The organism is Amycolatopsis sp. cg13, assembly GCF_041346965.1.
GTDB lineage: Bacteria > Actinomycetota > Actinomycetes > Mycobacteriales > Pseudonocardiaceae > Amycolatopsis.
Genome location: NZ_CP166848.1, coordinates 9,274,373 through 9,300,268 on the forward strand (window position 1 = coordinate 9,274,373; position 25,896 = coordinate 9,300,268).

General features: G+C 68.5%; 23 protein-coding genes. 13 read left to right on the forward strand and 10 right to left on the reverse strand.

Annotated features, from left to right (window positions below):
* Position 1: 1 nt before the first annotated feature.
* Positions 2-1,063, reverse strand: a complete 1,062-nt coding sequence (locus tag AB5I40_RS43400) for an acyl-CoA dehydrogenase family protein (protein ID WP_370935997.1) — start codon at positions 1,061-1,063, stop codon at positions 2-4.
* A gap of 218 nt (positions 1,064-1,281) precedes the next feature.
* Between AB5I40_RS43400 and AB5I40_RS43405 the strand changes: the two genes are divergently transcribed.
* From AB5I40_RS43405 to AB5I40_RS43430, 6 genes are all read left to right on the forward strand, one after another.
* Positions 1,282-2,466, forward strand: a complete 1,185-nt coding sequence (locus tag AB5I40_RS43405; RefSeq protein ID WP_370935998.1) for a thiolase family protein — start codon at positions 1,282-1,284, stop codon at positions 2,464-2,466.
* Positions 2,463-2,882, forward strand: coding sequence for a Zn-ribbon domain-containing OB-fold protein (locus AB5I40_RS43410; RefSeq protein ID WP_370935999.1), 420 nt, complete (start codon positions 2,463-2,465; stop codon positions 2,880-2,882). Before AB5I40_RS43405 ends, AB5I40_RS43410 begins: the two co-directional genes overlap by 4 nt.
* Complete coding sequence (locus AB5I40_RS43415) at positions 2,872-3,666, forward strand: crotonase/enoyl-CoA hydratase family protein (protein WP_370936000.1); 795 nt, start codon at positions 2,872-2,874, stop codon at positions 3,664-3,666. The genes AB5I40_RS43410 and AB5I40_RS43415 overlap by 11 nt, the downstream gene beginning before the upstream one ends.
* Positions 3,667-3,797: 131 nt before the next feature.
* The gene (locus AB5I40_RS43420; RefSeq protein WP_370936001.1) at positions 3,798-6,449 is read left to right on the forward strand and encodes an ABC transporter permease; all 2,652 of its coding nucleotides are present in this window, start codon (positions 3,798-3,800) and stop codon (positions 6,447-6,449) included.
* A 34-nt stretch (positions 6,450-6,483) separates the two neighbouring features.
* A complete protein-coding gene (locus AB5I40_RS43425; RefSeq protein WP_370936002.1) occupies positions 6,484-7,113 on the forward strand; it encodes an ABC transporter ATP-binding protein in 630 nt (209 codons plus the stop codon).
* Positions 7,110-7,727, forward strand: coding sequence for an ABC transporter ATP-binding protein (locus AB5I40_RS43430; RefSeq protein WP_370936003.1), 618 nt, complete (start codon positions 7,110-7,112; stop codon positions 7,725-7,727). The genes AB5I40_RS43425 and AB5I40_RS43430 overlap by 4 nt, the downstream gene beginning before the upstream one ends.
* Position 7,728: 1 nt before the next feature.
* Here AB5I40_RS43430 and catC read toward each other — a convergent pair whose 3' ends face one another.
* From catC to AB5I40_RS43450, 4 genes are read right to left on the reverse strand one after another with little or no spacing between them, the layout of a single operon-like run.
* The gene (gene catC / locus AB5I40_RS43435) at positions 7,729-8,007 is read right to left on the reverse strand and encodes a muconolactone Delta-isomerase (protein WP_370936004.1); all 279 of its coding nucleotides are present in this window, start codon (positions 8,005-8,007) and stop codon (positions 7,729-7,731) included.
* Between the two features lie 25 nt (positions 8,008-8,032).
* A complete protein-coding gene (gene catA / locus AB5I40_RS43440; protein ID WP_370936005.1) occupies positions 8,033-8,875 on the reverse strand; it encodes a catechol 1,2-dioxygenase in 843 nt (280 codons plus the stop codon).
* Positions 8,876-8,907: 32 nt separating this feature from the next.
* Positions 8,908-10,011 carry a mandelate racemase/muconate lactonizing enzyme family protein gene (locus AB5I40_RS43445; protein ID WP_370936006.1) on the reverse strand — a complete coding sequence of 368 codons (1,104 nt, stop codon included), beginning with the start codon at positions 10,009-10,011 and terminating at the stop codon, positions 8,908-8,910.
* The gene (locus AB5I40_RS43450; protein ID WP_370936007.1) at positions 10,008-10,916 is read right to left on the reverse strand and encodes a LysR substrate-binding domain-containing protein; all 909 of its coding nucleotides are present in this window, start codon (positions 10,914-10,916) and stop codon (positions 10,008-10,010) included. The genes AB5I40_RS43445 and AB5I40_RS43450 overlap by 4 nt, the downstream gene beginning before the upstream one ends.
* Positions 10,917-11,140: 224 nt before the next feature.
* Between AB5I40_RS43450 and benA the strand changes: the two genes are divergently transcribed.
* From benA to AB5I40_RS43470, 4 genes are read left to right on the forward strand one after another with little or no spacing between them, the layout of a single operon-like run.
* Complete coding sequence (gene benA / locus AB5I40_RS43455) at positions 11,141-12,511, forward strand: benzoate 1,2-dioxygenase large subunit (protein ID WP_370936008.1); 1,371 nt, start codon at positions 11,141-11,143, stop codon at positions 12,509-12,511.
* Positions 12,508-13,017, forward strand: coding sequence for a benzoate 1,2-dioxygenase small subunit (gene benB, locus AB5I40_RS43460; protein WP_370936009.1), 510 nt, complete (start codon positions 12,508-12,510; stop codon positions 13,015-13,017). Before benA ends, benB begins: the two co-directional genes overlap by 4 nt.
* A gap of 12 nt (positions 13,018-13,029) precedes the next feature.
* Positions 13,030-15,519 (forward strand): benzoate 1,2-dioxygenase electron transfer component BenC, encoded by a 2,490-nt coding sequence (gene benC, locus AB5I40_RS43465; protein WP_370936010.1) that lies wholly within the window; start codon positions 13,030-13,032, stop codon positions 15,517-15,519.
* 29 nt (positions 15,520-15,548) lie between these two features.
* Positions 15,549-18,182 carry a LuxR C-terminal-related transcriptional regulator gene (locus tag AB5I40_RS43470; RefSeq protein ID WP_370936011.1) on the forward strand — a complete coding sequence of 878 codons (2,634 nt, stop codon included), beginning with the start codon at positions 15,549-15,551 and terminating at the stop codon, positions 18,180-18,182.
* An 821-nt stretch (positions 18,183-19,003) separates the two neighbouring features.
* On the opposite strand, the gene AB5I40_RS43475 is transcribed toward AB5I40_RS43470, so the two are convergent.
* A complete protein-coding gene (locus AB5I40_RS43475; protein ID WP_370936012.1) occupies positions 19,004-19,921 on the reverse strand; it encodes a DUF5829 family protein in 918 nt (305 codons plus the stop codon).
* 211 nt (positions 19,922-20,132) lie between these two features.
* On the opposite strand from AB5I40_RS43475, the gene AB5I40_RS43480 reads away from it, so the two are divergent.
* Positions 20,133-20,972 carry a GH25 family lysozyme gene (locus AB5I40_RS43480; protein WP_370936013.1) on the forward strand — a complete coding sequence of 280 codons (840 nt, stop codon included), beginning with the start codon at positions 20,133-20,135 and terminating at the stop codon, positions 20,970-20,972.
* A gap of 44 nt (positions 20,973-21,016) precedes the next feature.
* On the opposite strand, the gene AB5I40_RS43485 is transcribed toward AB5I40_RS43480, so the two are convergent.
* Complete coding sequence (locus AB5I40_RS43485) at positions 21,017-21,883, reverse strand: LysR family transcriptional regulator (protein ID WP_370936014.1); 867 nt, start codon at positions 21,881-21,883, stop codon at positions 21,017-21,019.
* Positions 21,884-21,981: 98 nt separating this feature from the next.
* Between AB5I40_RS43485 and AB5I40_RS43490 the strand changes: the two genes are divergently transcribed.
* Positions 21,982-22,341 carry a DUF488 domain-containing protein gene (locus tag AB5I40_RS43490; protein ID WP_370936015.1) on the forward strand — a complete coding sequence of 120 codons (360 nt, stop codon included), beginning with the start codon at positions 21,982-21,984 and terminating at the stop codon, positions 22,339-22,341.
* On the opposite strand, the gene AB5I40_RS43495 is transcribed toward AB5I40_RS43490, so the two are convergent.
* Positions 22,338-22,673, reverse strand: a complete 336-nt coding sequence (locus AB5I40_RS43495; RefSeq protein ID WP_370936016.1) for a winged helix-turn-helix transcriptional regulator — start codon at positions 22,671-22,673, stop codon at positions 22,338-22,340. The two genes, AB5I40_RS43490 and AB5I40_RS43495, sit on opposite strands and share 4 nt — an antisense overlap.
* A gap of 80 nt (positions 22,674-22,753) precedes the next feature.
* Here AB5I40_RS43495 and AB5I40_RS43500 point away from each other — a divergent pair, with 80 nt between their 5' ends.
* Positions 22,754-23,518 (forward strand): group II truncated hemoglobin, encoded by a 765-nt coding sequence (locus AB5I40_RS43500; RefSeq protein ID WP_370936017.1) that lies wholly within the window; start codon positions 22,754-22,756, stop codon positions 23,516-23,518.
* A gap of 7 nt (positions 23,519-23,525) precedes the next feature.
* Here AB5I40_RS43500 and AB5I40_RS43505 read toward each other — a convergent pair whose 3' ends face one another.
* The gene (locus AB5I40_RS43505) at positions 23,526-25,085 is read right to left on the reverse strand and encodes a substrate-binding domain-containing protein (protein ID WP_370936018.1); all 1,560 of its coding nucleotides are present in this window, start codon (positions 25,083-25,085) and stop codon (positions 23,526-23,528) included.
* 15 nt (positions 25,086-25,100) lie between these two features.
* Positions 25,101-25,892, reverse strand: coding sequence for a phosphate ABC transporter ATP-binding protein (locus AB5I40_RS43510; protein ID WP_370940722.1), 792 nt, complete (start codon positions 25,890-25,892; stop codon positions 25,101-25,103).
* Positions 25,893-25,896: the final 4 nt, after the last annotated feature.

Consider the following 25,896-nt stretch of genomic DNA (forward strand, 5'->3'; position numbering starts at 1 on the left):
GTCAGGCCCCCTTCGAGACGAGGTAACGCTCCCGGTGCAGCCGCGAGCTGCCGAACAGCTGTGCGCCGGAGCGGGCGCGGCGCAGGTACAGGTGCGCCGGGTGTTCCCAGGTGAAGCCGATCCCGCCGTGCATCTGGATCGCTGACAGAGCAACGGTTTCGTACGCTTCCGCGCACGCGAACCCGGCGAGCGCGATCGCGCCGGGACTGCCCTCTGACGCGGCGTGGCGGGCGGCGGAGGTCGCGGATTCGACGTCCAGGAGGCGGTCCGCGGCGAGGTGCTTCATCGCCTGGAAACTGCCGATCGCGCGGCCGAACTGCACGCGGGTCTTGAGATACTCGACGGTCGTCTCAAAGATCTTACGAGCGCCGCCTGCCTGTTCTCCGGCCAGCGCGATGATGGTGGTGTCCAAGGCTTTCCGCACAGCTTCCCAACCTGCAGTACCAACGCGCCGCGCTGGTGTATCAGCGAAGGTGAATTGAGACAGCCGTACGGTCGGGTCGAATACCTCCGCCGCAGTGCGGGTGAAACCGGACGCGTCGGGGGAGACCTCGAAGACGCCGATATCGTCGCTGGTGCGCGCGACGACGAGAATGATGTCGGCGAGCTGGCCCCAGGTGACGTACGACGCGGTCCCGGTGAGAGTTCCGTTTGCTTGCACCGCAATGCTTTCGGGGGTCCACGTGCTGCTGATGGCAACGGTTCCGATCGAAGACCCGTCGGCGAGCCCGGGCAGCAGACGGCGTTTGTCCTCTTCGGACCCGGCCGCGTCGATGAGCGTCGCGGTCAGCACCGAGCTGGACAGAAACGGCGACGGCAGCAGCGCCGCCCCGATTTCCTCCGACACCGCTTCGAGTTCTTCCGCGCCCAGCCGGACGCCGCCGTATTCGGTCGAGATCAGCAGGCCGGGCAATCCCAGTTCGGCCAGTTGCTTCCACAGTTCGGGGTCGTAGCCGGACTCGGTCGCCATCACGCGGCGTACGTCGGCCTCCGTGCAGCGGTCCGCGAGCAGGTCGCGCACCGCCTCCCGCAGCTGTTCGGTTTCCGCGGCGCTGATCGCCATCGCCGGACCGCCTTTCCCGTCGTCGGGTCCCGATTTCCATGCTGGGCGCGGAAAACGGCGATGTACATCACGGATTCCGACACCGGCAGGTTTCCGGAAGGGACATCAGGGCACGTGTCGCGGGCGCTCATCTGCCGGTGTCCCGACCGGTCGTTTACGCCGCGTCAGCGGGATGCGAACGTGGAGGTGCGACCACCGGTCGGGAACGGAGTGCGACGATGACGAGCAGGCGGGAGACCCCGGCGCGCCGGAGGGCGGCAATCGCCGGTCTCGGGCTCACTGAGCTGGGAAAAGTCTACGGTCCGAGCGCGCGGCAGTTCGCCGCGCAGGCGGTCCGGCGAGCGGCGGACGACGCCGGGATCGGGCTGTCGGACATCGACGGGCTGCTGGTGTCCGCCGGAACGACGCCCGGAGTGGACCTGAGCCTGCAAGTCGACTTAGGACTGCGCGACCTGCGCATGTTCACCCAAATGCAGGCGTTTGGCTCGACGGCGGGCGCGATGGTGCAGTACGCCGCGATGGCCGTCGAGGCGGGCATGGCCGACACCGTCGCCTGCGTGTTCGCGGACGCGCCGCTCAAGCAAGGCAAAGCGACCGGCGCGGCCTACGGCGGCCGTCGCGTGACCCCGACCGGCTGGGGCAGTCTGCTGGGCTCCAGCGGTTTCGCCGGGCCGAACTCGTTCTACGCCCTCGCCGCGCGACGGCACATGAAGACTTACGGCACCACGAGCGAGCAGCTCGGCGCGATCGCGGTCGCCCAGCGCGCGTGGGCGGCGAAGAACCCGCTGGCGCAGCTGCGGGAGCCGATCACCCTGGCTGATCATCAAGCGTCCCGGTTCATCGCGGAACCGTTCCACCTGCTCGACTGCTGCCTGGTGTCGAACGGCGGCGCGGCGGTGATCGTGACGTCTGCGGAACGAGCGGCAACGATGGCCCAGCCTGCGGTCCAGGTGCTCGGCTGGGGACAGGCGCACCCGGGGAATTCCTTCCGCCGCAACGACAATCTCGGCCTCGTGAGCGGCGCGGCGCAGTCCGGTCCGGCGGCGATGGAGATGGCCGGAGTGACCATCGAGGACATCGACGTCGCCGAAATCTACGACTGCTACACCTTCACCGCGCTGCTCACCTTGGAGGACTACGGGTTCTGCGGCAAGGGCGAAGGCGGCGAGTTCGTCGCGACGCCGGGCATGCTCGGCCCGGACGGCAAGCTCGCGGTGAACACCGGCGGCGGCCAGCTGTCGTCGTACTACCTGTGGGGCATGACGCCGCTGTCCGAGGCGATCATCCAGGCCCGCGGCCAGGGCGGCGAACGCCAGGTGCCGAAGCACGACACCGTGCTGGTGTCCGGCAACGGCGGCATTCTGGACCACCACAGCACGCTCGTGCTCGGAACGGAGGGATGACAGTGCGGATCAACCCAGTCGCCCGCGACGAGGAGTCCGCGGCGTTCTTCGACGGCACTGCGATCGGCGAGTTCCGGCTTCTGCGGCGGCGCAGCACCGGCGAGTACCTCGACCCGCGCACGGTCCCGGACCCCGACGACGATCTGGAGTGGACGGCCGCGGCGGGAACCGGCACGGTGGTGTCGTGGTCGGTGGTGCACAAGCGGGCGCGCGACGGCGGCGAGCCGGAACGCGTGGTCGTCGGCATCGTGGAGCTGGCCGAGGGACCGTGGTGGTGGTGCCGGCTCGACGCCGACCCGGACGCGGACCTCTGGCAGCTGCCGGTGCGGGCAGTGTTCGTGCCCTCCGGTCCCGACCCTGACCACGAGAAGGTGCCGGTCTTCGCACCGGCGGAGGAGGCAGACCATGCCCGATGACGCTCCGGCCGCGCTCGTCGACCAGCGCGGACACGTCCTGGTGATCACGCTCAACCGGCCGCACGCGATGAACGCGGTCAACGCCGAGCTGAGCGAACTCGTCGGCACCGCGCTGGAACGGGCCGAACAGGATCCGGAAACGCGCGTCGTCGTGCTGACCGGCGCGGGGGAGCGGGCGTTCTGCGCCGGAGCCGACCTGAAAGCCGTGTCGCGCGGCGAATCGCTCGCCGCGCCCGATCATGCGGAATGGGGCTTCGCCGGCTACGTGCGGCATCCGATTTCGAAGCCGACGATCGCCGCGGTGAACGGCTTCGCCCTCGGCGGCGGCACCGAACTCGCGCTGGCCAGCGACTTGGTGGTGGCGGCCGAATCGGCGAAATTCGGGCTGCCCGAGGTGAAACGCGGCCTCTTCGCCGCCGCCGGCGGGGTATTCCGGCTGCCGAGGCAGATCCCGCAGAAGATCGCGATGGAGATGATGTTCACCGGCGAACCGCTGGACGCCGCGCGTGCGGCGACGCTGGGACTGGTAAACCACGTGGTCCCGGACGCCGACGTGCTGACTGAGGCATTGGCGCTGGCGGAGAAAATCGCCGCGAACGCGCCGTTGGCGGTGCAGGCCAGCAAACGCGTCGCACTGGGCATTGTGGACGGTGCGATCTCGGCTGAGGACAGCGACTGGGACAACACCCGCGAGAACGCCGTCGGGGTCATGACGAGCGAGGACGTCCGCGAGGGGACGCTGGCGTTCGTGGAGAAGCGCGCGCCGGTTTGGCGGGCTAAGTAAGCGTTCTGTGCTCGGGAAAACGCGCTCTGTTCGCATCGGGTACGTGAGGGGAACCCTGAGGGAATCAGAGTCAATGAGGGTTCCCCTCACGTACCGCCCCGCCGACACCGGGATCGTGGCAGACTCGGCAGATGCGCGGGTGGGGGGCGACGCCGTGGACGCGGGCGCCGAGAACGGGGTGGCGGCAACCGGCGGTCGTAGTGGCCGCGATCGCGGCGGCGGTGCTCGTCGCGCTGCCTGCCGCGGCGGTGGCGTTGTTCCTCTCCTCGGCCGGGAACGCGACGCTGCACGACCAGATGGACCGGGCGTGCCAGTGGGCGGTCGGCGCGGAATGGACCGGCGGGCTGCCGATGTCGCGGCCGTATCCCGAAGACACCGGGCTGGCCGGGAAGGCGCTCTACGACGCCCGGCTCGCGGCCGCCCGCGACGCGGCTCGGCAGGTGCCGCGGCTGTCCGGCGTGCGGTCGACGCTCTCCAGCAGCGCGAAGGTCAACCCGGTCCGGCCGGGCTCGCCGAATCCGGAACAGTCCGCGACGTGGCTGGTCTACCAGGACGATTTCGCGTCACACCTGCAGGTCCTGGAGGGCGGCAAGGGCCAGGGGATCTGGGTGTCGAGCCAGTTCGCGCAGGCGCGCGGGCTGCACGCGGGCGACCAGGTCGCGATCCAGGGCGGCTGGGCGCCGCGGACGGGCGTGCCGCCGGGCGCGCCGGTGGCGACGATGCCGGTCGCCGCGGTGTACCGGGACCTGCGCGAGCTGCCTGACCAGCCGTTCTGGTGCCATCTGCAATCGCTGTACCGGCCGAATCCGCTGAGCGAGGCGCCAGTGTTCCCGGTGGCGTTCGTGTCGCGGGACGCGCTGTTCGGCTTGACCCCGGCAGACTCGGGCGTCGGCAGTTACCTCGAAGCCTCGGTCGACCAGGACGGCCTGACCACGGAGAACGCGCCCGCCACGATCGCTGGCCTGGAACAGGTGAGGACGCGCACCGAGAATCAGCCGGACCTGTTCGCGCAGCGCGGCCGGATGCAGTTCACGTCGTCGCTGCGCGGCATCGCCGACCGGGCTGACCAGGTCGAATCCTCGCTCGCCGCGACGGTCGTGCCGATCGGCGTCGCCGGATCGCTGACCGGGCTGGTCATTTCGGTGACGGTCGGGTCGTTCTGGGTCGAACGCCGCCGGGCCGAGCTGGCGGTGCTGTCCGCGCGCGGGGCCGGGCCGGGCGCGCTGGCCGGGAAAGCGTTGCTGGAGCTGGGTTCCATCGCGCTGCTCGGCACTGTCGGCGGCTGGTTCGCCGCGCGCGGGCTGGTCAGCGCGCTGGGGCCGAGTCCGCTGGTGACGTCGTCCGCGCTGGGCTATTCGATCGGCGGCGCGGCGGTCGCGTTCCTGGCGACGCTCGCCGGGATCGCCGGTTCGGTCGTCCTCCGCACGCGGGCGATGTTCGACGCGCGCACGTCGCGGATCCGGCATCTGCCGTGGGAAATCCTGCCGCTGGTCGCCGCCGTGGTCTGCTACTTCGCGCTCGGCGACGGCACGCAGACCGGGCTCGGCCAGGCCGGTTCGGTCGCGCGGATCCCGCCTCGGCTGATTGTCGTGCCGCTGTTGCTGGTGCTGGGGTTGGCGATGCTGGTGACCCGGGTCGTGCGGCTGACGTTGCCCCGGATCCGCGCGGTGCGGCGAGAACGGGCAGTGGCGTTCCTGGCCTGGCGACGGCTTGCTTCGGCACCGGCCGCGGCGGCCGTGCTGGTCGGGGCGACCGCGGTACCGGTGGCGCTTTCGATCTTCGCCACCACGGTCACCGGATCCGTCCAGCGCACGCTCGACGACGAGGGCCAGCTCGTGGTCGGCTCGGACGTCGTCGTGCATTTGACCGGCCCCGCCACGATTCCGCCTGGCCTCAGCGGACAGTCCACATTGGTCGATCGCTACGACTCGGCGTACCTGGGCGCCAAGACGGTGAACGTGCTCGGCGTCGACCCGGCGACCTTCGGCTCCGCCGCGTTCTGGGACGACCACTTCAGCGGGCCGACGCTGTCGGAGCTGCTCGACCAGATGTCCGGCGGCACCGCGGTCGGTGTCATCGCGGGAGTCCCGGACGCGCCCGAGCAGGCGACGCTCAGCATCGGGGGCAAGGACCTGCCGCTGCGCGTGGTCACGGTGGCGCAGTTGCCCGGGAAGAGCGCTGGGTTCCCCGAATTGCTGCTGCGCGAGGATATTCTCGCCAAGTTCGCCGGAGAGAGCGTGCACCGCGAGCTGTGGGCGCGCGGCGATCCGGCGCAGGTACTGCCGGAATTGGGCAAGGCCGGGGTTCCGTCCGGGACGGTGAGCCGCGCGACCGACGTCACCGTGCACGGTGTGTATGGCGGAGTGACTTACACGTTCGCGTTTCTGACCGCAGTGTCCGCTTTGGTCGGTGTGGTTGTCCTAGTTGGACTCTTGCTCTACCTCAACGCCCGGGCGCGCGCCCGCCGCGGAGCGTATGTCCTATTGCGACGGATGGGCATCACCTCGGGTGCGCATTGGCGAGCGCTCGCCTACGAGGTCGGCGGGTTGCTGGCGGCCGGCTTCGCGTTGGGCGTCGGGTTCGCGGCCATTGCGGTCTCGGTGACCTCCGAGGGCTACGACCTCGATCCGGCGACGCCGCCGGGCGCCGTGATCCCGGTGCCGTGGGGGCCGGGTGGGCAACTGCTGCTCGCGGCGGTGGTCGTCGCGCTTGTTGTTACTTACGCGGCCCAGCGCGCGGCTGCGCGGGCGTTGCCTTCGGAGGTGTTGCGTGACACTGCCTGATCAAACACTGCCTGATGCTGTTCGAGGTACTGGATTGACGCACAGCTATCGCACCGCTGGCCGTTCGCTGACCGCCTTGCACGAGGTGTCGATCGCCGCCGCGCGCGGCCGGATTACCGCGCTGGTCGGGCCTTCCGGGTCTGGCAAATCGACCTTGCTGCGGTTGCTGGCGTGCCTGGAACGGCCGGACGAAGGCCGGGTCGAGGTCGGCGGCACGGACGTCACCGCGTTGTCCGCACGGGCGCGCCGGGCGGTGCGGAGGCGACGGATCGGTTACGTATTCCAGAATCCCGTCGACAACCTGCTGGATTACCTGACGGTGCAAGAACATCTGGAGCTGGCCGCGAAAATGCGCGGCACCGGCCTTTCCCTGTCTCTGCTCGAACGACTGGGCTTGGACGACCGTCGCAGTCACCGCCCGCGCCAGCTCTCCGGCGGCGAACAGCAACGAACCGCGCTCGCCTTCGCGGCCGTCGGTGACCCGGACGCGGTGCTGGCGGACGAACCAACCGCGCAACTGGACCGTTCGTCGGCCGGATTAGTGGCGGAGGCGTTCCGCGCACTGGCTGAGGCCGGTCAGACCGTCGTGGTCGCGACCCACGACCCGGTGCTGGCGGAAGCGGCGGACGACGTGGTGGAACTCGTGGACGGGAGGGTCCGGTGAGTGCCTTGCTCAGTCTGTCGGACGTAAGCCGTTCCCACAGCGGGATGCCGGTGCTGCGGCACACGAGCCTGGACCTGATGGCGGGCGAACTGGTCGCCCTGACCGGCCCGTCCGGCTCGGGAAAGAGCACCTTGCTGATGATCGCGGGCGGCTGGGATGCGCCGGACAGCGGGACCGTGACCGCGCACCCGCCGATGCCGGACGTGCCGGTGTCGGAACAGCCGTGGCATGCGCTGGCTTTCGTGCCGCAGTCGATCGCGCTGTTCGAGGAGTTGACGGTCGCCGACAACCTCGCTTTCGCCGCGCGGACCGCGGTGGAGCCGCCGGATCAGTCGAAGCTGCTGGAAACCCTGGACCTCGCGAAGCTGGCGGACCGGTTGCCGAGCGAGGTTTCGCGCGGGGAACAGCAACGGGGCGCGGTGGCGCGCGCTTTGGCGTCGGGCCCGTTGGTCCTGCTCGCGGATGAGCCGACGTCACATCAGGATCGTGCGCACGCGGAGATGGTGCTGACGGCTCTGCGCCGAGCAGCGGACCGCGGGACGGCGGTGTTGGTCGCGTCCCACGATCCGCTGCTGGCCGAGCACGCGGACCGCATCGTCGCGGTCGGCGAGTGAGTCAGTCTACTTTGGACGGATGACGCGCGAGGGCGGACACCTGGATGTCCATGTACGGGAACAGCGGCAGGTTCGACAGGATCTGGTGCAGCTCGTCGTGGTCGGCGACGTCCAGCACCGAGTAGTTCGCGTACTCGCCCGCGATCCGCCAGATGTGCGGCCATTTCCCGCTGCGCTGCAGCTGCTGGCTGTACTCCTTCTCGCGCGCGATGAGGGCGTCGCGGACTGCCGGGTCGAGGTCCGGGGGAAGGCGGACGTCCATCCGCACGTGGTAAAGCATGGTTCTCCGATCGAATCAGGCCGGATCAGGCCGGGTCGAGGACGAAGTTGTACTCGATGGCCTCGCCGTCGCCGGAGGTCTGGGGGTCGAGCAGCAGTTCCGGCTTCACCGCGGACGCGATGTCGTCGTCGTTGTGCTCGTCGCCCGGGAAATACAGCTGCGCGGTGAGCAGTTCGTGCCCCGGCGCGGACACCTTGACGTGCAGGTGCGCCGGACGCCACGCGTGCCAGCCCGCCGCCGCGATCAGTTTGCCGCACGCGCCGTCGGTCGGGATCTGGTACGGCGCGGGGCGCACGGTGCGGATCTCGAAGCGGCCTTCGTCGTCGGTGGTGAAGGTGCCGCGCAGGTTCCACTCCGGGATGTCCGGCGCGAACTGCGAGTACAGCCCGTCCGCGTCCGCGTGCCACAGTTCGACCTTCGCGCCGCCCAGTGCCTCACCGGTGGTCGAGGTGACCTGCCCGGTCCAGGTGAGCGCGGTGCCCGGCTCGTTTTCCCGCGAGGGGACCGAACCGCGCGCGCCCTGCTCGGGGGCGTCCGGCACGTAGTAGGGGCCCTCGATGGTGCCCTTGTTGCCCTGGCGGTGCTCGGTGGCGACGTCCTCGACGACGTGCTCGACCCAGACGTCCAGGAACAGCGGCCATTCGCCGTCCTCGCCGACGCTGATCAGCCACGACTTGAGCGCGTTGTACTCCTCGTAGGTCACCTTGTGCTTGCGGATCGTCGCGTGCACGGCCTCGAGCACCTCGCGGGCGAGCAGGCTGACCCGCTCCTTCGGGGTGCCCGCGACGCCGGCGAGCTTGTCGCTCTTGAATCGTTCGGTGGCGTTGGCTCCGGACGCGGCGGCGGTGGGGGAATGCGTGGCAGTCATGAATCCTCCTTGATCCATCGGGGGTTTCCGGCTCAGCGGTCTTGCCGGTAGTGCCGGAGCTTGCCGGGGTCGAGTGCGGCGCCGAGGCCGGCGCCGGGGCGGATGACCAGTTCGCCGTCCGCGATGCACAGCGGTTCGGCGAGCAGGTCGTCGGTCATGTCGAGGAAGTTGGACAGTTCGCCGGGACGGCGCGACGTCAGCTCATACGCCGATCCGAACGCGACAGTGCACAGTGAACCGAGCTGCCCGTCGATCTGGTTGCCCATCACCACTTCCAGCCCGAGACCCTCCGCGAGATGGTGCGTGCGCTGCGAACGCGTGAAGCCGGTGCGGGCGGTCTTGATGCTGATCGCGGTGGCCGATCCGGAGAGGATCTCGCGCGTCACGTCAGCGGGGGTCACCGCGGATTCGTCGGCGATGAACGGAATGTCCACCTGGGACACCAGCCAGCGGCGGCCGAGCACGTCGTCGGCGGGACACAGTTCCTCGGCGAACAGCAGATCGAGGTCGGCCATTTCCCGCATTGCGCGGGCGGATTCCGCGGCGGTCCAGCCCCGGTTGCCGTCCACATACAGGTCGACCTCGGCGCCGAACCGTTCCCGCAAAGCGCGAACCACTGCGGTGTCAAGGGAAACCGGACGGCGGCCGACCTTCACCTTGAACGTCGTGATGCCGTAGCTGTCGCGAATCCGCTCCGCTTCGGCGACCATCGCGGCGGGCTCGTCGAACCCGAGCATGTGCGACACCTTCATGCGGTCGGTGTAGCCGCCGAGCAATTCGGTGACCGAGACGTCGAGGCTTTGCCCCAGCGCGTCCCAGATCGCCATGTCCAAAGCGGACTTCGCGGCCGGATTGCCGACGGTGCGGGAAAGCCGGGCGTGCACCGTCTCGCGTTCGAGCAGGCTCAGGCCTACTACCTGCGGGGCGAACACGGTCTCCAGCACGGCCACGATCCCGGCTTGGGTCTCGCCGTAGGTGAACGGCCGCGGCGGCGCTTCGGCAACGCCGACCACGCCGTCGTCGGTGTGCACGCGGACCAGCACATGCTCGGCCGTGTGCACCTCGCCGGAAGCGAAACGCAGCGGTTTGCGGTAGGGGATGGCGAACGGGATCGCCTCCACCCGGGTGATCTTCATCGTGTCCTCCCTGACACGGGCACTTCGACGGGGAACAGCTCGCCGAGCGCGTCGAGCACGGCCGGGACCAGTGCCGAGGCCCGGTCGCGGTGCCAGGCGAGCGCGAGCTGGACGGTGGCGGCGCCGGCGAGGTCGCGGAACACGACCCCGGCCAGCGGCAGCGCCCGCGCGGACGCGGGGACGACGCCGACGCCGAGACCACCGGCGACCAGGGCGAGCAGCACCGCGGTGCCGGCCGCTTCGTGCTCGCGTTGCGGGGTGAAGCCGGCGTCGCGGCAGCTGCGCAGCACGGCTTCGTTGACGACGGAGTAGCTGGCTGGGTAGGTGACGAAAGCTTCGGCGCGCAGATCGCTCATCGCGACTACCGGTTCCACCGCGAGCCGGTGGTCGGCCGGGACGGCGAGCACGAGCGGCTCGGTCTCGATGACGTGCAGGTCGAGGTCGCCGCCGGTGACCGGCGGACGCAGCACGCCGATGTCGAGCGTGCCGTCGCGCAGCTGTGCGCACTGCTCGCCGGTGAGGAGGTCGGCGTGCACTTCGAGTTCGACCTCGGGCAGCCGGTGCTGCAGCGCGCGGGCGACCTGCGGCAGGTGCGACAGCGCGGCGGTGCCGGTGAAGCCGATCCGGGCGAGCCCGCGACGGCCGTCGGCGATGCGCCGGGCTCCGCGCGCACCCGCCTCGACGGCGTCCAGGATCCGCTGGGCCTCGGCGAGGAAGAACCGGCCGGCCGGGGTGACCTGCACCTGCCGCGTCGTGCGGCTGAGCAGGGCGACGCCCAGCTCGTCCTCCAGCTGCCGAATCGCGTGCGAAAGCGCGGGCTGGGCGAGGTGCAGGCGTTCGGCGGCGCGGCCGAAGTGGCAGGTCTCGGCGACGGCGGCGAAGTACCGCAGGTGGCGCAGTTCCATCGGGCTGCCTCCTCACCGGCTCCTCGTCCCGCTCACCGTAAGTTCCGGCATTGAGTGAAGACAAGGAGCGATTTGCGTGCGATTGATAAACGGCATCGAATAATCACACCCTAGGTCAGGACTGGGTCTTGCCCTGGTGTGACGGCGGGCACGGGGTGGCACAGTGCGGGAAACGCCCTGCTGGGGAGCCGATCAGCGCAGATCAGAGGCCCGTTGGAGGAGTCATGACCGAGATGCTGGACCACGCCGCTTCCGTAGTCGCGGACGCGGTGGTGGAGGACCCGGAGGCGGGCGTCTACCGCGCGAACCGCCGGATCTTCACCGACGAGGAGATCTTCGAACTCGAAATGAAGCACATCTTCGAGGGCAATTGGATCTACCTCGCGCACGAGAGTCAGCTGCCGAACCCCGGCGACTACTTCACCACCACGATCGGCCGCCAGCCCGTCGTCATCACCCGGGACAAGGCGGGCGAGCTGCACTGCCTGATCAACGCCTGCGCGCACCGCGGCGCGATGATCTGCCGGCGCAAACGCGACAACCGGCCCACGCTGACCTGCCCGTTCCACGGCTGGACCTTCCGCAACGACGGCAAGCTGCTGAAGGTCAAAGATCCGGACGGCGCGGGCTACCCGGAGTCGTTCGACAGCGGCGGCTCGCACGACCTGACGAAGGTCGCCCGGTTCGAGTCGTACCGCGGGTTCCTGTTCGGCAGCCTGAATCCGGACGTGAAGTCTTTGGAAGAGCACCTCGGCGACGCCACCAAGGTGATTGACATGCTCGTGGACCAGTCACCGGACGGACTTGAAGTACTACGCGGGGCTTCCACGTATACCTACGACGGCAACTGGAAGGTCCAGGCGGAGAACGGCGCGGACGGCTACCACGTCACCGCGACGCACTGGAATTACGCGGCCACCACGGCCCGGCGCAACACCGGCGAATCTGCCAACGACACGAAGACTCTCGACGCCGGTTCGTGGGGCAAGTCCGGCGGCGGTTACTGGTCGTTCCCGCACGGGCACCTGTGCCTGTGGACCTGGGCGGGCAATCCGCAGGACCGTCCACTGTGGCCGCGGATGGCGGAGCTGAAGGAGAAGTACGGCGACGCCAAGGGCGAGTTCATGGTGCGCGGGTCGCGGAACCTGTGCGTGTATCCGAACGTGTACCTGATGGACCAGTTCTCGACGCAGATCCGGCATTTCCGGCCGATCGCGCCGGACAAGACCGAGGTCACCATTTACTGCATCGCGCCTAAGGGCGAAAGCGCCGAATCGCGGGCGTGGCGGATCCGGCAGTACGAGGACTTCTTCAACGCTTCGGGGATGGCGACGCCGGACGATCTGGAGGAATTCCGGTCCTGCCAGCTCACTTTCCGCGCGACAGCCGCGCCGTGGAACGACATGAGCCGTGGCGCGCGACATTGGCTCACCGGGCCGGACGAGGTGGCGTCGTCACTCGGGCTCGACGGTGTCGTGTCGGCCGGGCAGAAGAACGAGGACGAGGGTCTTTATCCAGTGCAGCACGGGTATTGGCAGGAAACCATGCGCGCGGCGATCGCCCGTGAGCAGGCTGTTCGAGGAGAAACCCGATGACCGCGGCCGCCGAGAAGACTATTACCCAGCACGACGTCGAGCAGTTCCTTTACCGCGAGGCGCGGTATCTGGACGACCGCGAGTTCGAGAAGTGGCTGGAGTGTTACGCCGACGACGTCGTGTACTGGATGCCTTCCTGGGGCGACGACGATCTGCTCACCGAGGACCCGCAGCGCGACATTTCGCTGATCTACTATCCGAACAAGGGCGGGCTCGAGGACCGGGTGTTCCGGATCCGCACCGAACGGTCGAGCGCGACGTCCCTCCCGGAACCGCGGACCAGCCACAACATCTCGAATGTCGAGCTGATCGAGCGGCACGGCGATCTCGTGGACGTGCGGTTCAACTGGCACACGATGTACTTCCGGTACCACACGGTCGATCCGTATTACGGGACCTCGTTCTACACCATCGATTTCTCCGGGCCGTCGCCGTTGATCCGGCGGAAGACGGTGGTGCTCAAGAACGATTACATCCACCACGTCGTCGACGTGTACCACTTCTGAGCGGAGGCGGTCATGAACCACCGGATCGCTCTGTCCTTTGAGGACGGTGTCACCCGCTTCGTCACCTGTGCGCCGGAGCAGACCGTCGCGGACGCGTCGTACCGGCAGCGCATCAACATCCCGCTCGACTGCCGCGACGGTGCGTGCGGAACTTGCAAGGCGTTCTGCGAATCGGGGGAGTACGAGGGCGGTTCCTATTTGGAAGACGCCTTGAGCGCGGACGAGGCTGAGCGCGGGTATGTGCTGCCGTGCAGCATGAAGCCGAAGTCCGATCTGGTGCTGCAGATCGCGAGTACCTCGGCGGTCGCGAAGACGCAGGCCGCGGAGCATCACGGCACTCTTGTCGCACTGGAACGGCTTTCGCCGACGACGATGTCGTTGACGGTGGAAATCCGCGACCGGGACCGGCTCGCGTTTCTGCCCGGGCAGTACGTGAACATCACTGTTCCGGGCACCGAGGTGACGCGGTCGTACTCGTTCAGCAACGCGCCCGAGGACGACCGGCTGACTTTCCTGGTGAAGCTCTCGCCGGGCGGGGTCATGTCGGATTACCTGACCGGACGGGCGAAATCCGGCGACGAGCTGACGTTCACCGGGCCGCACGGGAGTTTCTTCCTGCGCGAGACGGACCGGCCGGTGTTGTTGCTGGCCGGGGGCACCGGGCTCGCGCCGATTCTGTCCATTGTGCGCACTATGCGCGATTCTGGCGTGACCAGGCCAGCGCATCTGGTGTATGGCGTGAGCACCGACGACGATCTGGTGGAGACGGCGACGCTGGAGAAGCTTGCCACGGAGGTTCCTGGGCTGACCTGGGACTATTGCGTTTCGGATCCGGGGAGTGCCGCGCCGAACAAGGGCTATGTGACCACGCTGATCCGGGACGAGCACCTGCACGGCGGCGATGTCGCGGTGTATCTGTGCGGTCCGCCGCCGATGGTGGAGGCGGTGCGGGGGCATTTCGCGTCGGCCGGGTTCGAGCCGACCGGGTTCTATTACGAGAAGTTCGCGCTTGCCGCACCAGTTCGGGCACCTGAGATCCCAGTGCAGCCGGTGGTGGTCGCCGATCCGGAACCCGAACCGGAGCTGGAGTTCGTCGCGGGCCGCGCGCTGGCCGGGCAGGAGCTGTTCCCGACGGTCGAACTGGCCCCGCTGCGGGCCGGAGCAGTGCTGTCCGCAGCGGAAGAAGCGCGGGTCGCACGCACGATCGCGGGCCAGGAAATGCTGCCCGCGGCCGACGAAACGCCGGGTGAGTACGAAATCGGCGAGGAACACCCGTCGGTACACGAATCGGACGCGGTGTTCGAGGCTCGGCAGGCCCTCGAACTGGGCGCGCTCGAACTGACCATCGGACGGCTGACGTCGGGTCAGCTCGCCGGATACCGGCTGCTGGCCGAGTCGACAGTGCCCTATGTGGACGGTGACCGGTTCCTGGACGCCGCCGCCTATACCGAAACCAACGCGGCCTTCCACGACTACCTGTTCACGCTCACCGGCAACGAGCACCTCCTGCAGGCATATCAGGCGCTCGGCGTGAAGGGTCACATGTCCGAGACGCTGCGCAACGCGACCTGGTGCCATCCGCGCTGCACGCAGGATCACTTGGACCTGGTCGCGGCGTTCGAGTCCGGAGACCGGGCGACCGCGCGACGGCTGGTGGCCGAGCACGCGGAACGGTCGAAGGTCACCACCCGGCGGGCGATGGGCGGTGCCGCCGAGAGGCCGAAATTCCTGTCGCCGGGGCGGTTCGCGGGCAAGGTCGTGGTGGTCACCGGGGCCGCGCAGGGGATCGGCGAGGCGACGGCCCGGCGGATCGCCGCGGAGGACGGCGCGCTGGTGCTCGCGGACCGGTCCGGCCTGGTCAGCGGCCTGGCCGACGAGCTGCCCGAGGCCGCCGCGGTGGTCGCCGACCTGGAGACCTGGGCGGGCGCGCAGGCGGTCGTCGAGGCGGCCTTGGCCCGGTTCGGCCGGATCGACGTGCTGGTCAACAACGTCGGCGGCGCGCTGCGGTTCAAGCCGTTCACCGAGTTCGGCCCGGACGAGATCGAGGCCGAGGTCCGCCGGTCCCTGCTGACCACGCTGTTCTCCTGCCGGGCGGTGCTGCCGTCGATGGCGCAGCGGGGCGGCGGGGTGATCGTGAACGTCTCGTCGGCGGCCACCCGCGGCATTCACCGGATCCCGTATTCGGCGGCGAAAGGCGGGGTCAACGCGCTGACCGCGTCGCTGGCGTTCGAGTACGCCGATGCCGGCGTGCGGGTGGTCGCGACCGCGCCGGGCGGCACCGAAGCCCCGCCCCGGCGGATTCCGCGCGGCGGCCCCGATCCGGCCACTGACCAGGAACGGGAGTGGTTCCAGGCGCACATCGACCAGACTGTCGGGTCGTCATTGCTGAAGCGGTACGGCACCCTGGACGAGCAGGCCGCGGCGATCGCGTTCCTGGCCTCGGACGAGGCCTCGTACGTCACCGGCACCGTCCTGCCCGTGGCCGGGGGCGATCCCGGCTGACGGCGGCATCCGGCGAAGCGGGGAGGACCGTGACGACAGCGGCGGAGGAGCTGGCCGGCCTGCTTTCCCAGGCGGGGCGCGCGGTGCTGCTGTGCGGTCCGGCCGGCTGCGGTCGCACCACGCTGGCGCAGCGGGCCGCCGACGCGTTCCCCGGGCCGGTGCTCCTGGCGACCGCGGCCGAATGGGAGAGCTGCAGCGCGTTCGCCGTGCTGCGGCAGCTGTTCCCGGATCTGTCCGCGGACGGCGGGCCGTTGCCGATCGCGGAGCGGATCGCGGCTGAGCTGATGCCGGGGACGTTGCTGGTGGTCGACGACGCGCATCTGTCCGATGTCGACTCGGTGCGAACGCTGTCGTCGCTGCTGCGGCATCATCAGGCGGCGCGGGTGACAGTGCTGTTCACTGCGTCAACGGGGGATTCTCGCGCTCGCGCGGACGTTTTGGAGTTGCTCGCCCGGATGTCCGGGGACGAGGTGCGCGTGCCGCCTTTGGATGCCGCGGAAGTGTCCGAAATGGCCTCGGCGCGCGGTATCGCTTTGCATCCGACGATGGCTGAACGGTTGTGTCGGCACACTCTCGGCCGGCCGCGATATGTGGTGCAGCTGCTGACTGAGGTGCCGCGGGCTACTTGGGCTGGGTTCGATCCCAACCTGCCTGCTCCCGCCGCTGTTGCAGCTTCGGTCCGGGAGCGAGTTTCGCAGCTTTCTCCTGCGGCGGAACGGTTTGTCGCGGCTACGGCAGTGCTCGGTGCTGGTGCGGCGGTGCGGTCGGTGGCGTCGTTGGCTGATCTCGACGGGGATCCGTTGCCGTGGCTGGACGAGACGTGTGCGGCACTGTTGGTCGAGCTCGCGCCGCGCGGGCTTGCGGAGGTGGGGCCGCCGGATCCGATGGTGCGCGCGGCTGTGCTCGCCGGGCTGGGGCCGGAGCGGCGGTCGAAGCTGCAGCGGCGGGCGGCGGAGCTGGTCGAGGATCCGGCGCGGAGTTTGCGGTTGCTGGTCGCGGCCAGTCCGGTGCCGGACGCTGGGGTCGCGGATCGGCTTGATGCGCTGGCGGTCGAGCGGGCCGCGGCGGGGGCTTGGGGGACGGCGGCGGTGCTGCTCAACGATGCTGGGCGGCTCACTGAGGATGCCGAACTGCGGCAGGCTCGGATTACTCGGGCTGTCGATGCGTTGATCGGTGCTGGCGATGTGTTTCGGGCTGCTGCGCTTGCTCCGGAAGTCGAGAGTATGCGTGAGACGCCGTTGCGGGATGCGGTGCTGGGCTATCTCGCGGTGGTGCGTGGTCGGGCTGCGGAAGCTGGCGGACGGTTGAGCAGGGCTTGGGATATCGTCAATGCTTCGCGGGATCCGGAGACGGCTGCGTTGATATGTCAGCGGTATGTGCTTGATGCGCTATGCCGGTACTCCGCTGAGGATCTGGTGCGGTGGGCGGATCGGGCCATTGAATTGGCTGTGCCGGAGACTCCTGCTGCGGTGGAGGCCGCGGCCATTCGGGGGCTGGGGCTTGCTGCTTCCGGGCGGGCTAAGCAGGCTCGGCGGGATTACGTGCAGTTGTCCGAGCGGATTCGGCATGGTGCGCAGGCGCAGCGGGTCGTCATGGCGCGGGGGTGGCTGAATCTTCTGACGGATCGGATTGACGACGCTCGGGTGGATTTGGAAAGTGCGGTGCCTACTAGTTATTTGGGCGGGTCGGCGCGGATTTCCTTGTGGGCGCAGGCTTGGTTGGCTCGGACGTTGTTCCTGAGCGGGGAGTGGGACGACGCGTTGCGGGTGGTTCGGGAGGCGCTGGTTCTGGTTGACCGGACGGGGATTGTGGTCACCGCGCCGTTGCTGCACTGGACTTCGGCTGCGGTGCATGCGTTGCGGGGGGATCAGGGGCGGGCTGAGGAGGCTTTGCTGGCTTGTGCTGCTGGGTCGCAGGATTACGAGATCATGCGGGTTCCGGCTTTGTTGGCGCGGGCGCAGGTTGCGGAGGCGGCGGCGGATTCTGCTGGGGTGTTGCGGGCGTTGCATCCGTTGACTCGGTTGACGTTGCCTACGTCGGTGGATGAGCCTGGGCATTGGCCTTGGCATGATCTTTATGCGCATGCGCTCGTCCTTAGTGGACGTTCTGAGGAGGCGGATGTGTTTTTGGCTCCTCATGAGCGGGCTGCTGGGAAGCGGGAGCATGCTTCGGCGCGGGCTCGTCTTGCTGCTGCTCGGGGCCGGTTGTTGGGGGCGCGTAATGATCATGTGGGGGCGGTGGCTGCGTTTGATGCTGCGGTGGAGTTGATTGGGGGGTTGCCGTTGCGGTATGACCAGGCTCGGATTGCGTTCGCTTATGGGCAGACTTTGCGTCGGTTGGGGCGGCGGGCTCGGGCGGATACGCAGCTGGTTGCTGCTCGGGACGGGTTTGCTTCTATGGGGGCGGTTACGTATGTGGCTCGGTGTGAGCGGGAGTTGCGGGCTGGTGGGGTGCATTTGCCGCGCGGTGGGGTGGATTTGTTGACGCCGCAGGAGGAGGCGGTGGCGCGGATGGTGGCTCGGGGACAGTCTAATCGGGAGGTGGCTGCGGAGTTGTTTTTGTCGGTTAAGACTGTGCAGTATCACTTGACTCGGATTTATGCGAAGTTGGGGATTCGGGGGAGGACTGAGTTGGCTGTTTTGCGTTCTGGGGAAGGGGAGTAGGGCGGCTCGTCGCCTGGCGGCGACATTGCGCCCGGTGGTTGCGCGGGGCACCCCGAAGCTTGAGTGTGCTGACGGTCTGGGGGTGCTTGTCAAGGCGGGAAAGATGCCTTGACAAGCACCCCCAGACCGCAGGGACGCTTCATATCGGGGTGCGGGGGAGGGGCTGGGTGCCTCGAACGTTGGGTGCGGCGGCTGCGGTTCGCGAGGGGGTCGGGGCTTGCGCCCCAATGTGGCGTTGGGTGCGTGGGATGCACCCAATGCGGCATTGGGGCGGGTTCTGGCGGGCGGTGGGCGGTCCGTGAAGGGAACCCCACGGACTCTGAATCCCAATGTCGGGAACTTAAGCTGCGTCGCTTCAGCCAGTTGCCCGTCCACAAAGGACACTGGTACCGGTGAAACGCCCGATTGATGCCCATGTGACCGGGTCTTCCGGTACGTGAGGGGAACCCTGAGGGAATCTGATTCCCTCAGGGTTCCCCTCACGTACGACAACCCAGCCTCCGCCGCCCGCACCGGCCCCTCGGCAAGACACTCCCAGGCCCGCCAGCCGCTACGGCCTGCGCAGACCCGTCTCAACCCCACACCGAGCGACGCCTTAGGTTCCTGCCATTGGAATTTAAGGCTGTGAAGGAGCCCCTCGCGGCGCAGCGTGCGGAAGGAAGGTCGTGAGGGGGACCCTGAGGGAATCAGAGTCTGTGAGGGTGGCCCTCACGGACGGGAACTGCCGTGAAGGTGGCCCTCAGGGAGGCAGGCGTGTCGTGAAGGGCTCCTTGAGGGAATTAGATTCCCTCAAGGAGCCCTTCACGACACTGGCGTGGGGGTCAGTTGCGGATGTTGAAGGTCCAGCGAGCGTGCGCGCCGGGGCCGACCACGAGCGTGGAATGGCCCAGTTGCTCAACGTGCCTTGTCCCGGTGGGGCAGTTCAGAGCCAGGTCGATTTGCCGCAGGCCGACCTGGTCCGCGGCTACCGTTTCGAAGTGGATGGTGGTCATGCCATCCGTGGCGAGGGCGCCGGTGGGGAGCGAGCGGACCGTCATTCCTCCGGCGCGCAGCAGCGGCAGGGTGTTGCTGAGGTCGCGGGCCGTGATGCCTAGGCGGATGTCGGTGACGTCGCGCATCTGGTGGTTGCGGTAGTCGTCAGGCAGGTAGCGGTTGCGGCTGATGTCGCCGGGGTATTGCGCTGGGCCGGTGTTGCTGCGGGGGTCGGCGAAGTACTCCGCGCGGTATTCCATGCCCCACGCGCCGAAGGTGTCGTACTGGTCGGTGGTGAAAACTCCGTTGAACCACGGGACTGGCTTGCCGTCGCCGAAGTCGCGGGTTTGCAGGAATTCCAACGGGTTCGCGATGCCTGCGTCGTGGAGACGCTGGACCACTGTGGACAGCTGGCCGGTGTGTTCGACCGAGACTCCCAGGCCCGCCGAACCGAGGTCGCCGTCCTTGCCGGGGACGTCGCCGACACCGAACAGTTCCAAGTAGGTTTCGCGGCCCATCAGGTAGCGGCCGGTCCATTTTTCGCCGCCCGCGCCGGTGGTGGTGCGGACCTGGAAGTTCGCGAAATCCTTCAGATACGTCGAATGCTCGATGGCGTCGGCTGTTTCCCGGTCCAGGACGCCGTAGGAGTGGTTGAAGTGCAGAAGCGGCTGTTCGGCTGCCTGAGCGGTGCCGGTGCCGGTCGCGGCCAAAGCCAAGAGCACGGCCAGGAGCTGGAGGATCGTCCGGGTTCTTCGCGTTGTCGACATGGCGGAGCAGAGTAAGCGGGGCGGGGTCGGTTCGTGGGGTTTTCGGCCAACTTGACCGCAACGGCCTACTGAGAATGTCTTTCTCGTTGTCCGGTCAAGTGGAAATTAGTTCACTTGGAGCAGTGACAGCGCATCACATTGAGTAACAGAATCAGGTCCTCGTGCCACCTGATCGGGTGGCACGTCGCGAGGGCATCCGAAAGGACCTGTCATGACCACTCACCACTGGGGACCCGCCGGGAGGGCGCGCCGTCGCCTGACCGGGGCGGTGTTCGCCGCGGCTGCCGCCCTGCTCGTGGCGACCGCGTCGAACGCCTCGGCCGCACCTGCCGCGGCCGCGAGCACTTCGGCCGAGACTCCGGACAACCACCAGATGGGCGCTTCGATCCGGGCGCACGAACCGGGCGGCGGGGCGGTCGCGCCGGCGTCGGTCGAGACCACTACGTCCGGCATCGACGTGAGCAGTTACCAGGGCGCGGTCGACTGGCAGTCCTATTGGAACCAGGGCAAGCGGTTCGCTTACGTCAAGGCGACCGAGGGCACGGGGTACCAGAACCCGGACTTCACCCAGCAGTACAACGGTTCGTACAACGTCGGCATGATCCGCGGCGCATACCACTACGGGCGTCCCGATCTCTCGGGCGGCGCGGCGCAGGCCGACTACTTCGTCTCGCACGGCGGCGGCTGGTCGGGGGACGGCAAGACCCTGCCCGGCACGCTCGACATCGAGTGGGGGCCCAGTTCGGCCTGCTACGGGCTGAGCCAGTCCGCGATGGTGTCCTGGATCAAGGCGTTCAGCGACGAGTACCACGCGAAGACGTCGCGCTGGCCGGTCATCTACACGGCCACCAGCTGGTGGACCCAGTGCACCGGCAACCAGGGCGACTTCAGCTCGACCAACCCGCTGTGGGTGGCGGCGTACTCGTCGTCGCCGGGCACGCTCCCTTACGCGTGGGGGTTCTACACCTTCTGGCAGTACACCTCGACGCCGCTCGACCAGGACTACTTCAGCGCCGGTCTTGACCGGTTGAAGGTGCTGGCGACCGGCTGAATCCCGTCCCGTCCGGGAGCCGCACGCGCTCCCGGACGGGTCCGCTAAGAGCTGGCCAGCACCTCCATGACCGCGCCGACGATCCGCCGGGTCTGCGGCTGGCACGCCGCCCAGGTCGTCAGCGGGACGCTCGGTTCGACCAGCTCGCTCCAAGCCCAGCCGGGCAGCATGCGGTTCGCGCTGGGCCTGCTCAGCAGCACCGCGTCCGCCTCGACAGCCTCCGCGCAGGCCAGCGCGTTCTCGTTGAATCGCGCGAGCCGCCAGTTCGGCGACACCCCGAGCCCGTGCGCGGCCGCGCGCATCTGGTCGTGCCCGGCCGGGACCTGCGCCCGCGAGTGCGCGAGCACCCGGACGTCGTCGAGATCCCGCAACCGGCATTGCGGGCGGCCGAAAAGCGCGTGACCAGGCCGGATCGCGACCCCGAACGGATGCTCGAACAACAACCGCCCGTGCAAGGTGGACGGCGGGTTCTGGTGGATCAGCCCGATGTCGATCCGGCCCTCGCTGAGCATCCGGAGCTGCTCGGTGCTGCTGGCGTCCAAAAACGACAACGCCGCGTCCGGCACCTGGCGGCGGATCTCCGCCAGCGCGACGAGCACCCAGTCCTGCGGAATCCCCGGCGGCAACGCGATCTCGACCTGCTCCTTGACCGGTGCCGCGGACCGCGTGACCTCCCGCGTCGCGTCGGCGAGCCGAAGCAGCTGCCGCGCGTGCTCGTGCAGCGCCCGGCCGGCCACGGTCGCCTGGACGCCCGTCGGAACCCGTTCGAACAACGGCGTCCCGAGCTCGCGTTCGAGGACGCGGATCTGCCGGGTCAGCGCGGGCTGCGAGATCAGCAGCGACCCGGCCGCCCGGCTGATCGACCCCTCGGTGAAGACGGCGACGAAGTACCGCAGCTGACGCAGTTCCATACCCTGGGGTTATACCCCCTTCGTTTGCACCGCGGCGTCCACCGGCGGACGCTGGGCGGCGACGGGAGCCCCAGCCGCCGGAAGGAGCCGTTGCCCCGATGAACAAACGCCAAGTCCAGGTACGCCGGGTTTACGACGAGCCGGAGTCCACCGACGGCTCGCGGGTCCTGGTCGATCGGCTGTGGCCGCGCGGGCTGAGCAAGGACCGTGCGCACCTGGACGACTGGTTGAAGCAGATCTCCCCGTCGACGGAACTGCGCAAGTGGTACGCGCACGATCCGGACCGGTATGACGAATTCGCGAAGCGGTACCGCGCGGAATTGGAAGAACCGGAGCGTGCGGAAGCGCTGGATCAGTTGCGGGCATTGGCGAAAAAGGGCTCGCTGACGCTGCTGACTGCGACGAAGCGCAGTGACATCAGCGAAGCTGCCGTGCTGGCGGACCTGCTCAGCTCCTAGGAATCGCCGACCGGGATGCTGTTGCGCTCGGCGTACCGGCTGCCCCATTCGTACAACGCGGTCAGCGCCGGGCGCAGTTCGTCGCCTTCCGGGGTGAGCCGGTACTCGACTGTCGGCACGCGACCGGCCACCTCGGTCCGGTCGACCAGCCCTGCCCCGACGAGTTCGCGCAGCTGCGCGGTCAGGACCTTCTCGGTGATCGACGGGATCGCCCGGCGCAGCTGGCCGTACCGGTGCGGGCCCTCCTTGAGCCGCGCCAGGATCACCGGCTTCCATTTCCCGCCCATGACGTCGACGGCCAGCTCGACCGCACACGAGTAGCGCGCTTTCATCCCTCCATCATCGCCTGCCGCGGGTACGCACCGGCAAGTGCGTACTAGGCGGCCGGCGCGGCGCGTGCTTGGCTGGCACGGTGATCATCGAGTACATCCGGTACCGCGTTCCGGACGGCGGGCACGCGGAGTTCGAAGCCGCCTACCGAAGGGCGGCCAAGTCGCTCGCCGCCGCGGAACAGTGTCACGACTACGAACTCGCGCACGCCGTCGACGAGCCGGGCAGCTATGTCCTGCGCATTGTCTGGACTTCGGCCGACGCGCACCTCCAGGGTTTCCGGGGCGGGCCCCATTTCGCCGCGTTCTTCGCCGAGATCCGGCCGTATGTCGAGAACATCGAGGAGATGCGGCATTACGAACGCACCGAGGTGGCCGGTCCGGGCGGCGCGGTGCCGACGCTCTACGAATGGGCGGGCGGAGCAGCCGCGCTGGCCAGGCTGACCGAGGCGTTCTACGCGAAGGTGCCCGAGGACGACCTGCTGGCCGAGGTGTTCGCCGGGATGAGCCCGGAACATCCCGCGCACGTGGCGGTCTGGCTCGGCGAGGTGTTCGGCGGTCCGGCCGCGTACACCGACCACCACGGCGGGCACGCGCACATGATCTCCAGGCACACTGGCCGGGCGATCACCGAGCCGCAGCGGCGTCGGTGGGTTTCGCTGCTGCTGGCCACCGCGGACGAGGTCGGGCTGCCTGCTGACCCGGAGTTCCGCGCGGCGCTCGCGGGGTATTTGGAATGGGGCAGCAGGCTCGCGGTGGTGTTTTCCGCGCCGGACGCCGGGCCCGCGGGCGACCAGCCGGTGCCCCGCTGGGGCTGGGGCTCGGCTCCGCCGTGGATGGGAAACTGAATCCGCGTTAGTTCGTCCGCCGCAAGCGTCGAATGATTCCGCGCACCACCAATGGCACGCAAATCGCGGCGAACAACACCAGCGCCGCCCACTCTCCGAATCCGCCGGATCCGCCGCCCTGATAAGCGGCGGGCTCGGCATTGCGCCAATCCTTCGACCCGCCGTTGGCCTCCGAAGCATCCGGCCCGGAAGCCGAGGACGCCCCCGGCCCAGCCGAGGCTTGGGCGCTGGCAGACGACTTCGGTCCTTCTTTCGCCCCAGCCTTGGGTCCGCTGCCATTGCCGCCGTGCGTCAACGCGTCCACGCCGCCCATTCCGGCAAACGGATCTTGCGGTGCGGTAGCCCCCGCCCCAAGGCTGCCTTGGAACGTCGGGTTGGCGCAGTTCCCGGCATTGAGCTGCTTGGGCGGACGTGCGGTCAGCCGGGCGTTGGCGTTCATCATCTCCTGCGACAGGTTGGGCGGCAGCGGCGAATACCCGATCCGCGCCATGTTGATCTGCCCGTCGCAGGCGACGTGCTCGATGAACGCGGTCATCGTGTCCGCCTTGGCGCCGTCCGGGTATCCGCCCTTGCAGGTGTCCCGGCCTGACCCGCACGGCGTCATCAAATAGGAATACGCCGAAATGGGATAGGTAGACGGATCCGGATTGGCGTAGACGCCGGACAGTTCCTGGCTGAGGTCCGGGCGTAGATTCGCCTTGGTCAATGCCGCCGCGATATTGGCCGCGTACGGCAGTGTGTACTTCCCGGCTTGATTCTCCACCCACGCGGTCGGTGCGTTGTACTTCTTCGCGTAACCGAATTCGTCGTACCCGATGGAAAACGGGACGCTGCCGTTGGCCAGCGTCTGGGCGATCTGGTCGGAGTCGGCGAACAGCCGGTAGAAGTCCGCGTCCGGCCCCCGGGTCGGCAGCTGGATCGGCCGCACCCCGGACGGCAGCGGCCCGATCCCCTTGTCGACATTACGGCCGACGAAGTCCCCGTACGGTCCCGGCGCGACGTGCGCCACGAAGTCGTAGAACAGCGCCGTCGTACCGGATTGCCCACTGCGGCCGACCAACGTGATCGGCTGATCCGGCAGGGCAAACCCGCCATTGGTGGCGCTGATTGCCGGATCGCTCCAGCGAGTGATCTGGCGCGCGAAGATCCGTGCCACCACATCCCGGGTCAGATGCAGGGTGTCGACGCGGCGTCCACCGGCATCAGTGACGTTGTACATCACCGCGACGGCTCCAGCGACGTCCGGAACATACTGGTATCCGCGCTGTTTCGCGGTGGCCCCGCCGCCCCCGGCCGCCTCCAGAGAGCTGACCTCCGCCTCTGTGCCAGCGAAGTCGACGGTGTGATCGCCGTATTGATTAACCCCGGCCGGAGAACCGAGTGCGCTGTAATTGACCGGAATACCGCGCGAATTGGCACCATTCTGCCAGTCGCTCATCGCGAGCCCGACGTACGTCGATCCCGACCCGTTGACCTGGCTGAACGCCTCCGCGGCCGGAGCGAGCAAAACCTGTCCGGCCAGCAACGCCCCCGCGCAGCCAAGCCCGGCCCATCTTTTGCGATGCATCACAAACTCCCCAGTTCAGCCGAAACGGCCGTGGACATAGTCGTGCGTACGGCTGTCTTCCGGGCTCTCGAAGATCTGCTCAGTAGACCCGTGCTCGACCACTCGGCCAGGCTCGTTCTCCCCGGCGAGGAAAAACGCACAATGATGCGAAACCCGTTGCGCCTGCTGCATATTGTGCGTCACGATCACGACGGTCACCTCGTCGGAGATCTCCACGATCGTCTGCTCGATCCGCCGCGTAGAAGTCGGGTCGAGCGCCGAGCAGGGCTCGTCCATCAGCAGCACATTCGGCTGCACCGCGAGCGACCGCGCGATGCACAGCCGCTGTTGCTGCCCGCCGGACAGCGCGCCGCCGGGGGAGTTCAGCCGGTCGCGGACCTCCCGCCACAGCCCGGCCCGCTCCAGGCTCTGCTCGACCAGCCCGTCCTTGTCCGCGCATTTGACGCCGGCGAGCTTGAGCCCGGCGAGCACGTTGTCCCGGATGGACATTGCCGGGAACGGATTGGGTTTCTGGAACACCATGCCGATCCGCAGCCGGGCATGCTGCGCGCGGGTGCCCTCGGCGTAGATGTCGTCGCCGTCCAGCAGGACTTCCCCGGCCAGGCTCGCGGTGCCGACGAGTTCGTGCATCCGGTTGAGAATGCGCAGGAACGTCGATTTCCCGCAGCCGGACGGGCCGATCAGCGCGGTCACCTCGTTGGCGGGCATCGCGAGAGTGACGTCCTCCAGCACGAGCCGGTCGCCGAACCAGGCGTGCACGCCGCGCGCCTCCAGTGTCGCCGCGCCCGGCGGCGGCCCGCCGAGCACCCGG

Excerpts from the sequence above, each read along its gene's own strand:
- benA (WP_370936008.1), top strand. The coding sequence starts at position 11,141 with ATGACCGAGATGCTGGACCACGCCGCTTCCGTAGTCGCGGACGCGGTG.
- AB5I40_RS43505 (WP_370936018.1), bottom strand. The coding sequence starts at position 25,085 with ATGCATCGCAAAAGATGGGCCGGGCTTGGCTGCGCGGGGGCGTTGCTG.
- benC (WP_370936010.1), top strand. The coding sequence starts at position 13,030 with ATGAACCACCGGATCGCTCTGTCCTTTGAGGACGGTGTCACCCGCTTC.
- benB (WP_370936009.1), top strand. The coding sequence starts at position 12,508 with ATGACCGCGGCCGCCGAGAAGACTATTACCCAGCACGACGTCGAGCAG.
- AB5I40_RS43405 (WP_370935998.1), top strand. The coding sequence starts at position 1,282 with ATGACGAGCAGGCGGGAGACCCCGGCGCGCCGGAGGGCGGCAATCGCC.
- AB5I40_RS43475 (WP_370936012.1), bottom strand. The coding sequence starts at position 19,921 with ATGTCGACAACGCGAAGAACCCGGACGATCCTCCAGCTCCTGGCCGTG.
- AB5I40_RS43450 (WP_370936007.1), bottom strand. The coding sequence starts at position 10,916 with ATGGAACTGCGCCACCTGCGGTACTTCGCCGCCGTCGCCGAGACCTGC.
- AB5I40_RS43410 (WP_370935999.1), top strand. The coding sequence starts at position 2,463 with ATGACAGTGCGGATCAACCCAGTCGCCCGCGACGAGGAGTCCGCGGCG.
- AB5I40_RS43480 (WP_370936013.1), top strand. The coding sequence starts at position 20,133 with ATGACCACTCACCACTGGGGACCCGCCGGGAGGGCGCGCCGTCGCCTG.
- AB5I40_RS43495 (WP_370936016.1), bottom strand. The coding sequence starts at position 22,673 with ATGAAAGCGCGCTACTCGTGTGCGGTCGAGCTGGCCGTCGACGTCATG.
- AB5I40_RS43490 (WP_370936015.1), top strand. The coding sequence starts at position 21,982 with ATGAACAAACGCCAAGTCCAGGTACGCCGGGTTTACGACGAGCCGGAG.
- AB5I40_RS43415 (WP_370936000.1), top strand. The coding sequence starts at position 2,872 with ATGCCCGATGACGCTCCGGCCGCGCTCGTCGACCAGCGCGGACACGTC.
- AB5I40_RS43445 (WP_370936006.1), bottom strand. The coding sequence starts at position 10,011 with ATGAAGATCACCCGGGTGGAGGCGATCCCGTTCGCCATCCCCTACCGC.
- catA (WP_370936005.1), bottom strand. The coding sequence starts at position 8,875 with ATGACTGCCACGCATTCCCCCACCGCCGCCGCGTCCGGAGCCAACGCC.
- AB5I40_RS43420 (WP_370936001.1), top strand. The coding sequence starts at position 3,798 with ATGCGCGGGTGGGGGGCGACGCCGTGGACGCGGGCGCCGAGAACGGGG.
- catC (WP_370936004.1), bottom strand. The coding sequence starts at position 8,007 with ATGCTTTACCACGTGCGGATGGACGTCCGCCTTCCCCCGGACCTCGAC.
- AB5I40_RS43400 (WP_370935997.1), bottom strand. The coding sequence starts at position 1,063 with ATGGCGATCAGCGCCGCGGAAACCGAACAGCTGCGGGAGGCGGTGCGC.
- AB5I40_RS43485 (WP_370936014.1), bottom strand. The coding sequence starts at position 21,883 with ATGGAACTGCGTCAGCTGCGGTACTTCGTCGCCGTCTTCACCGAGGGG.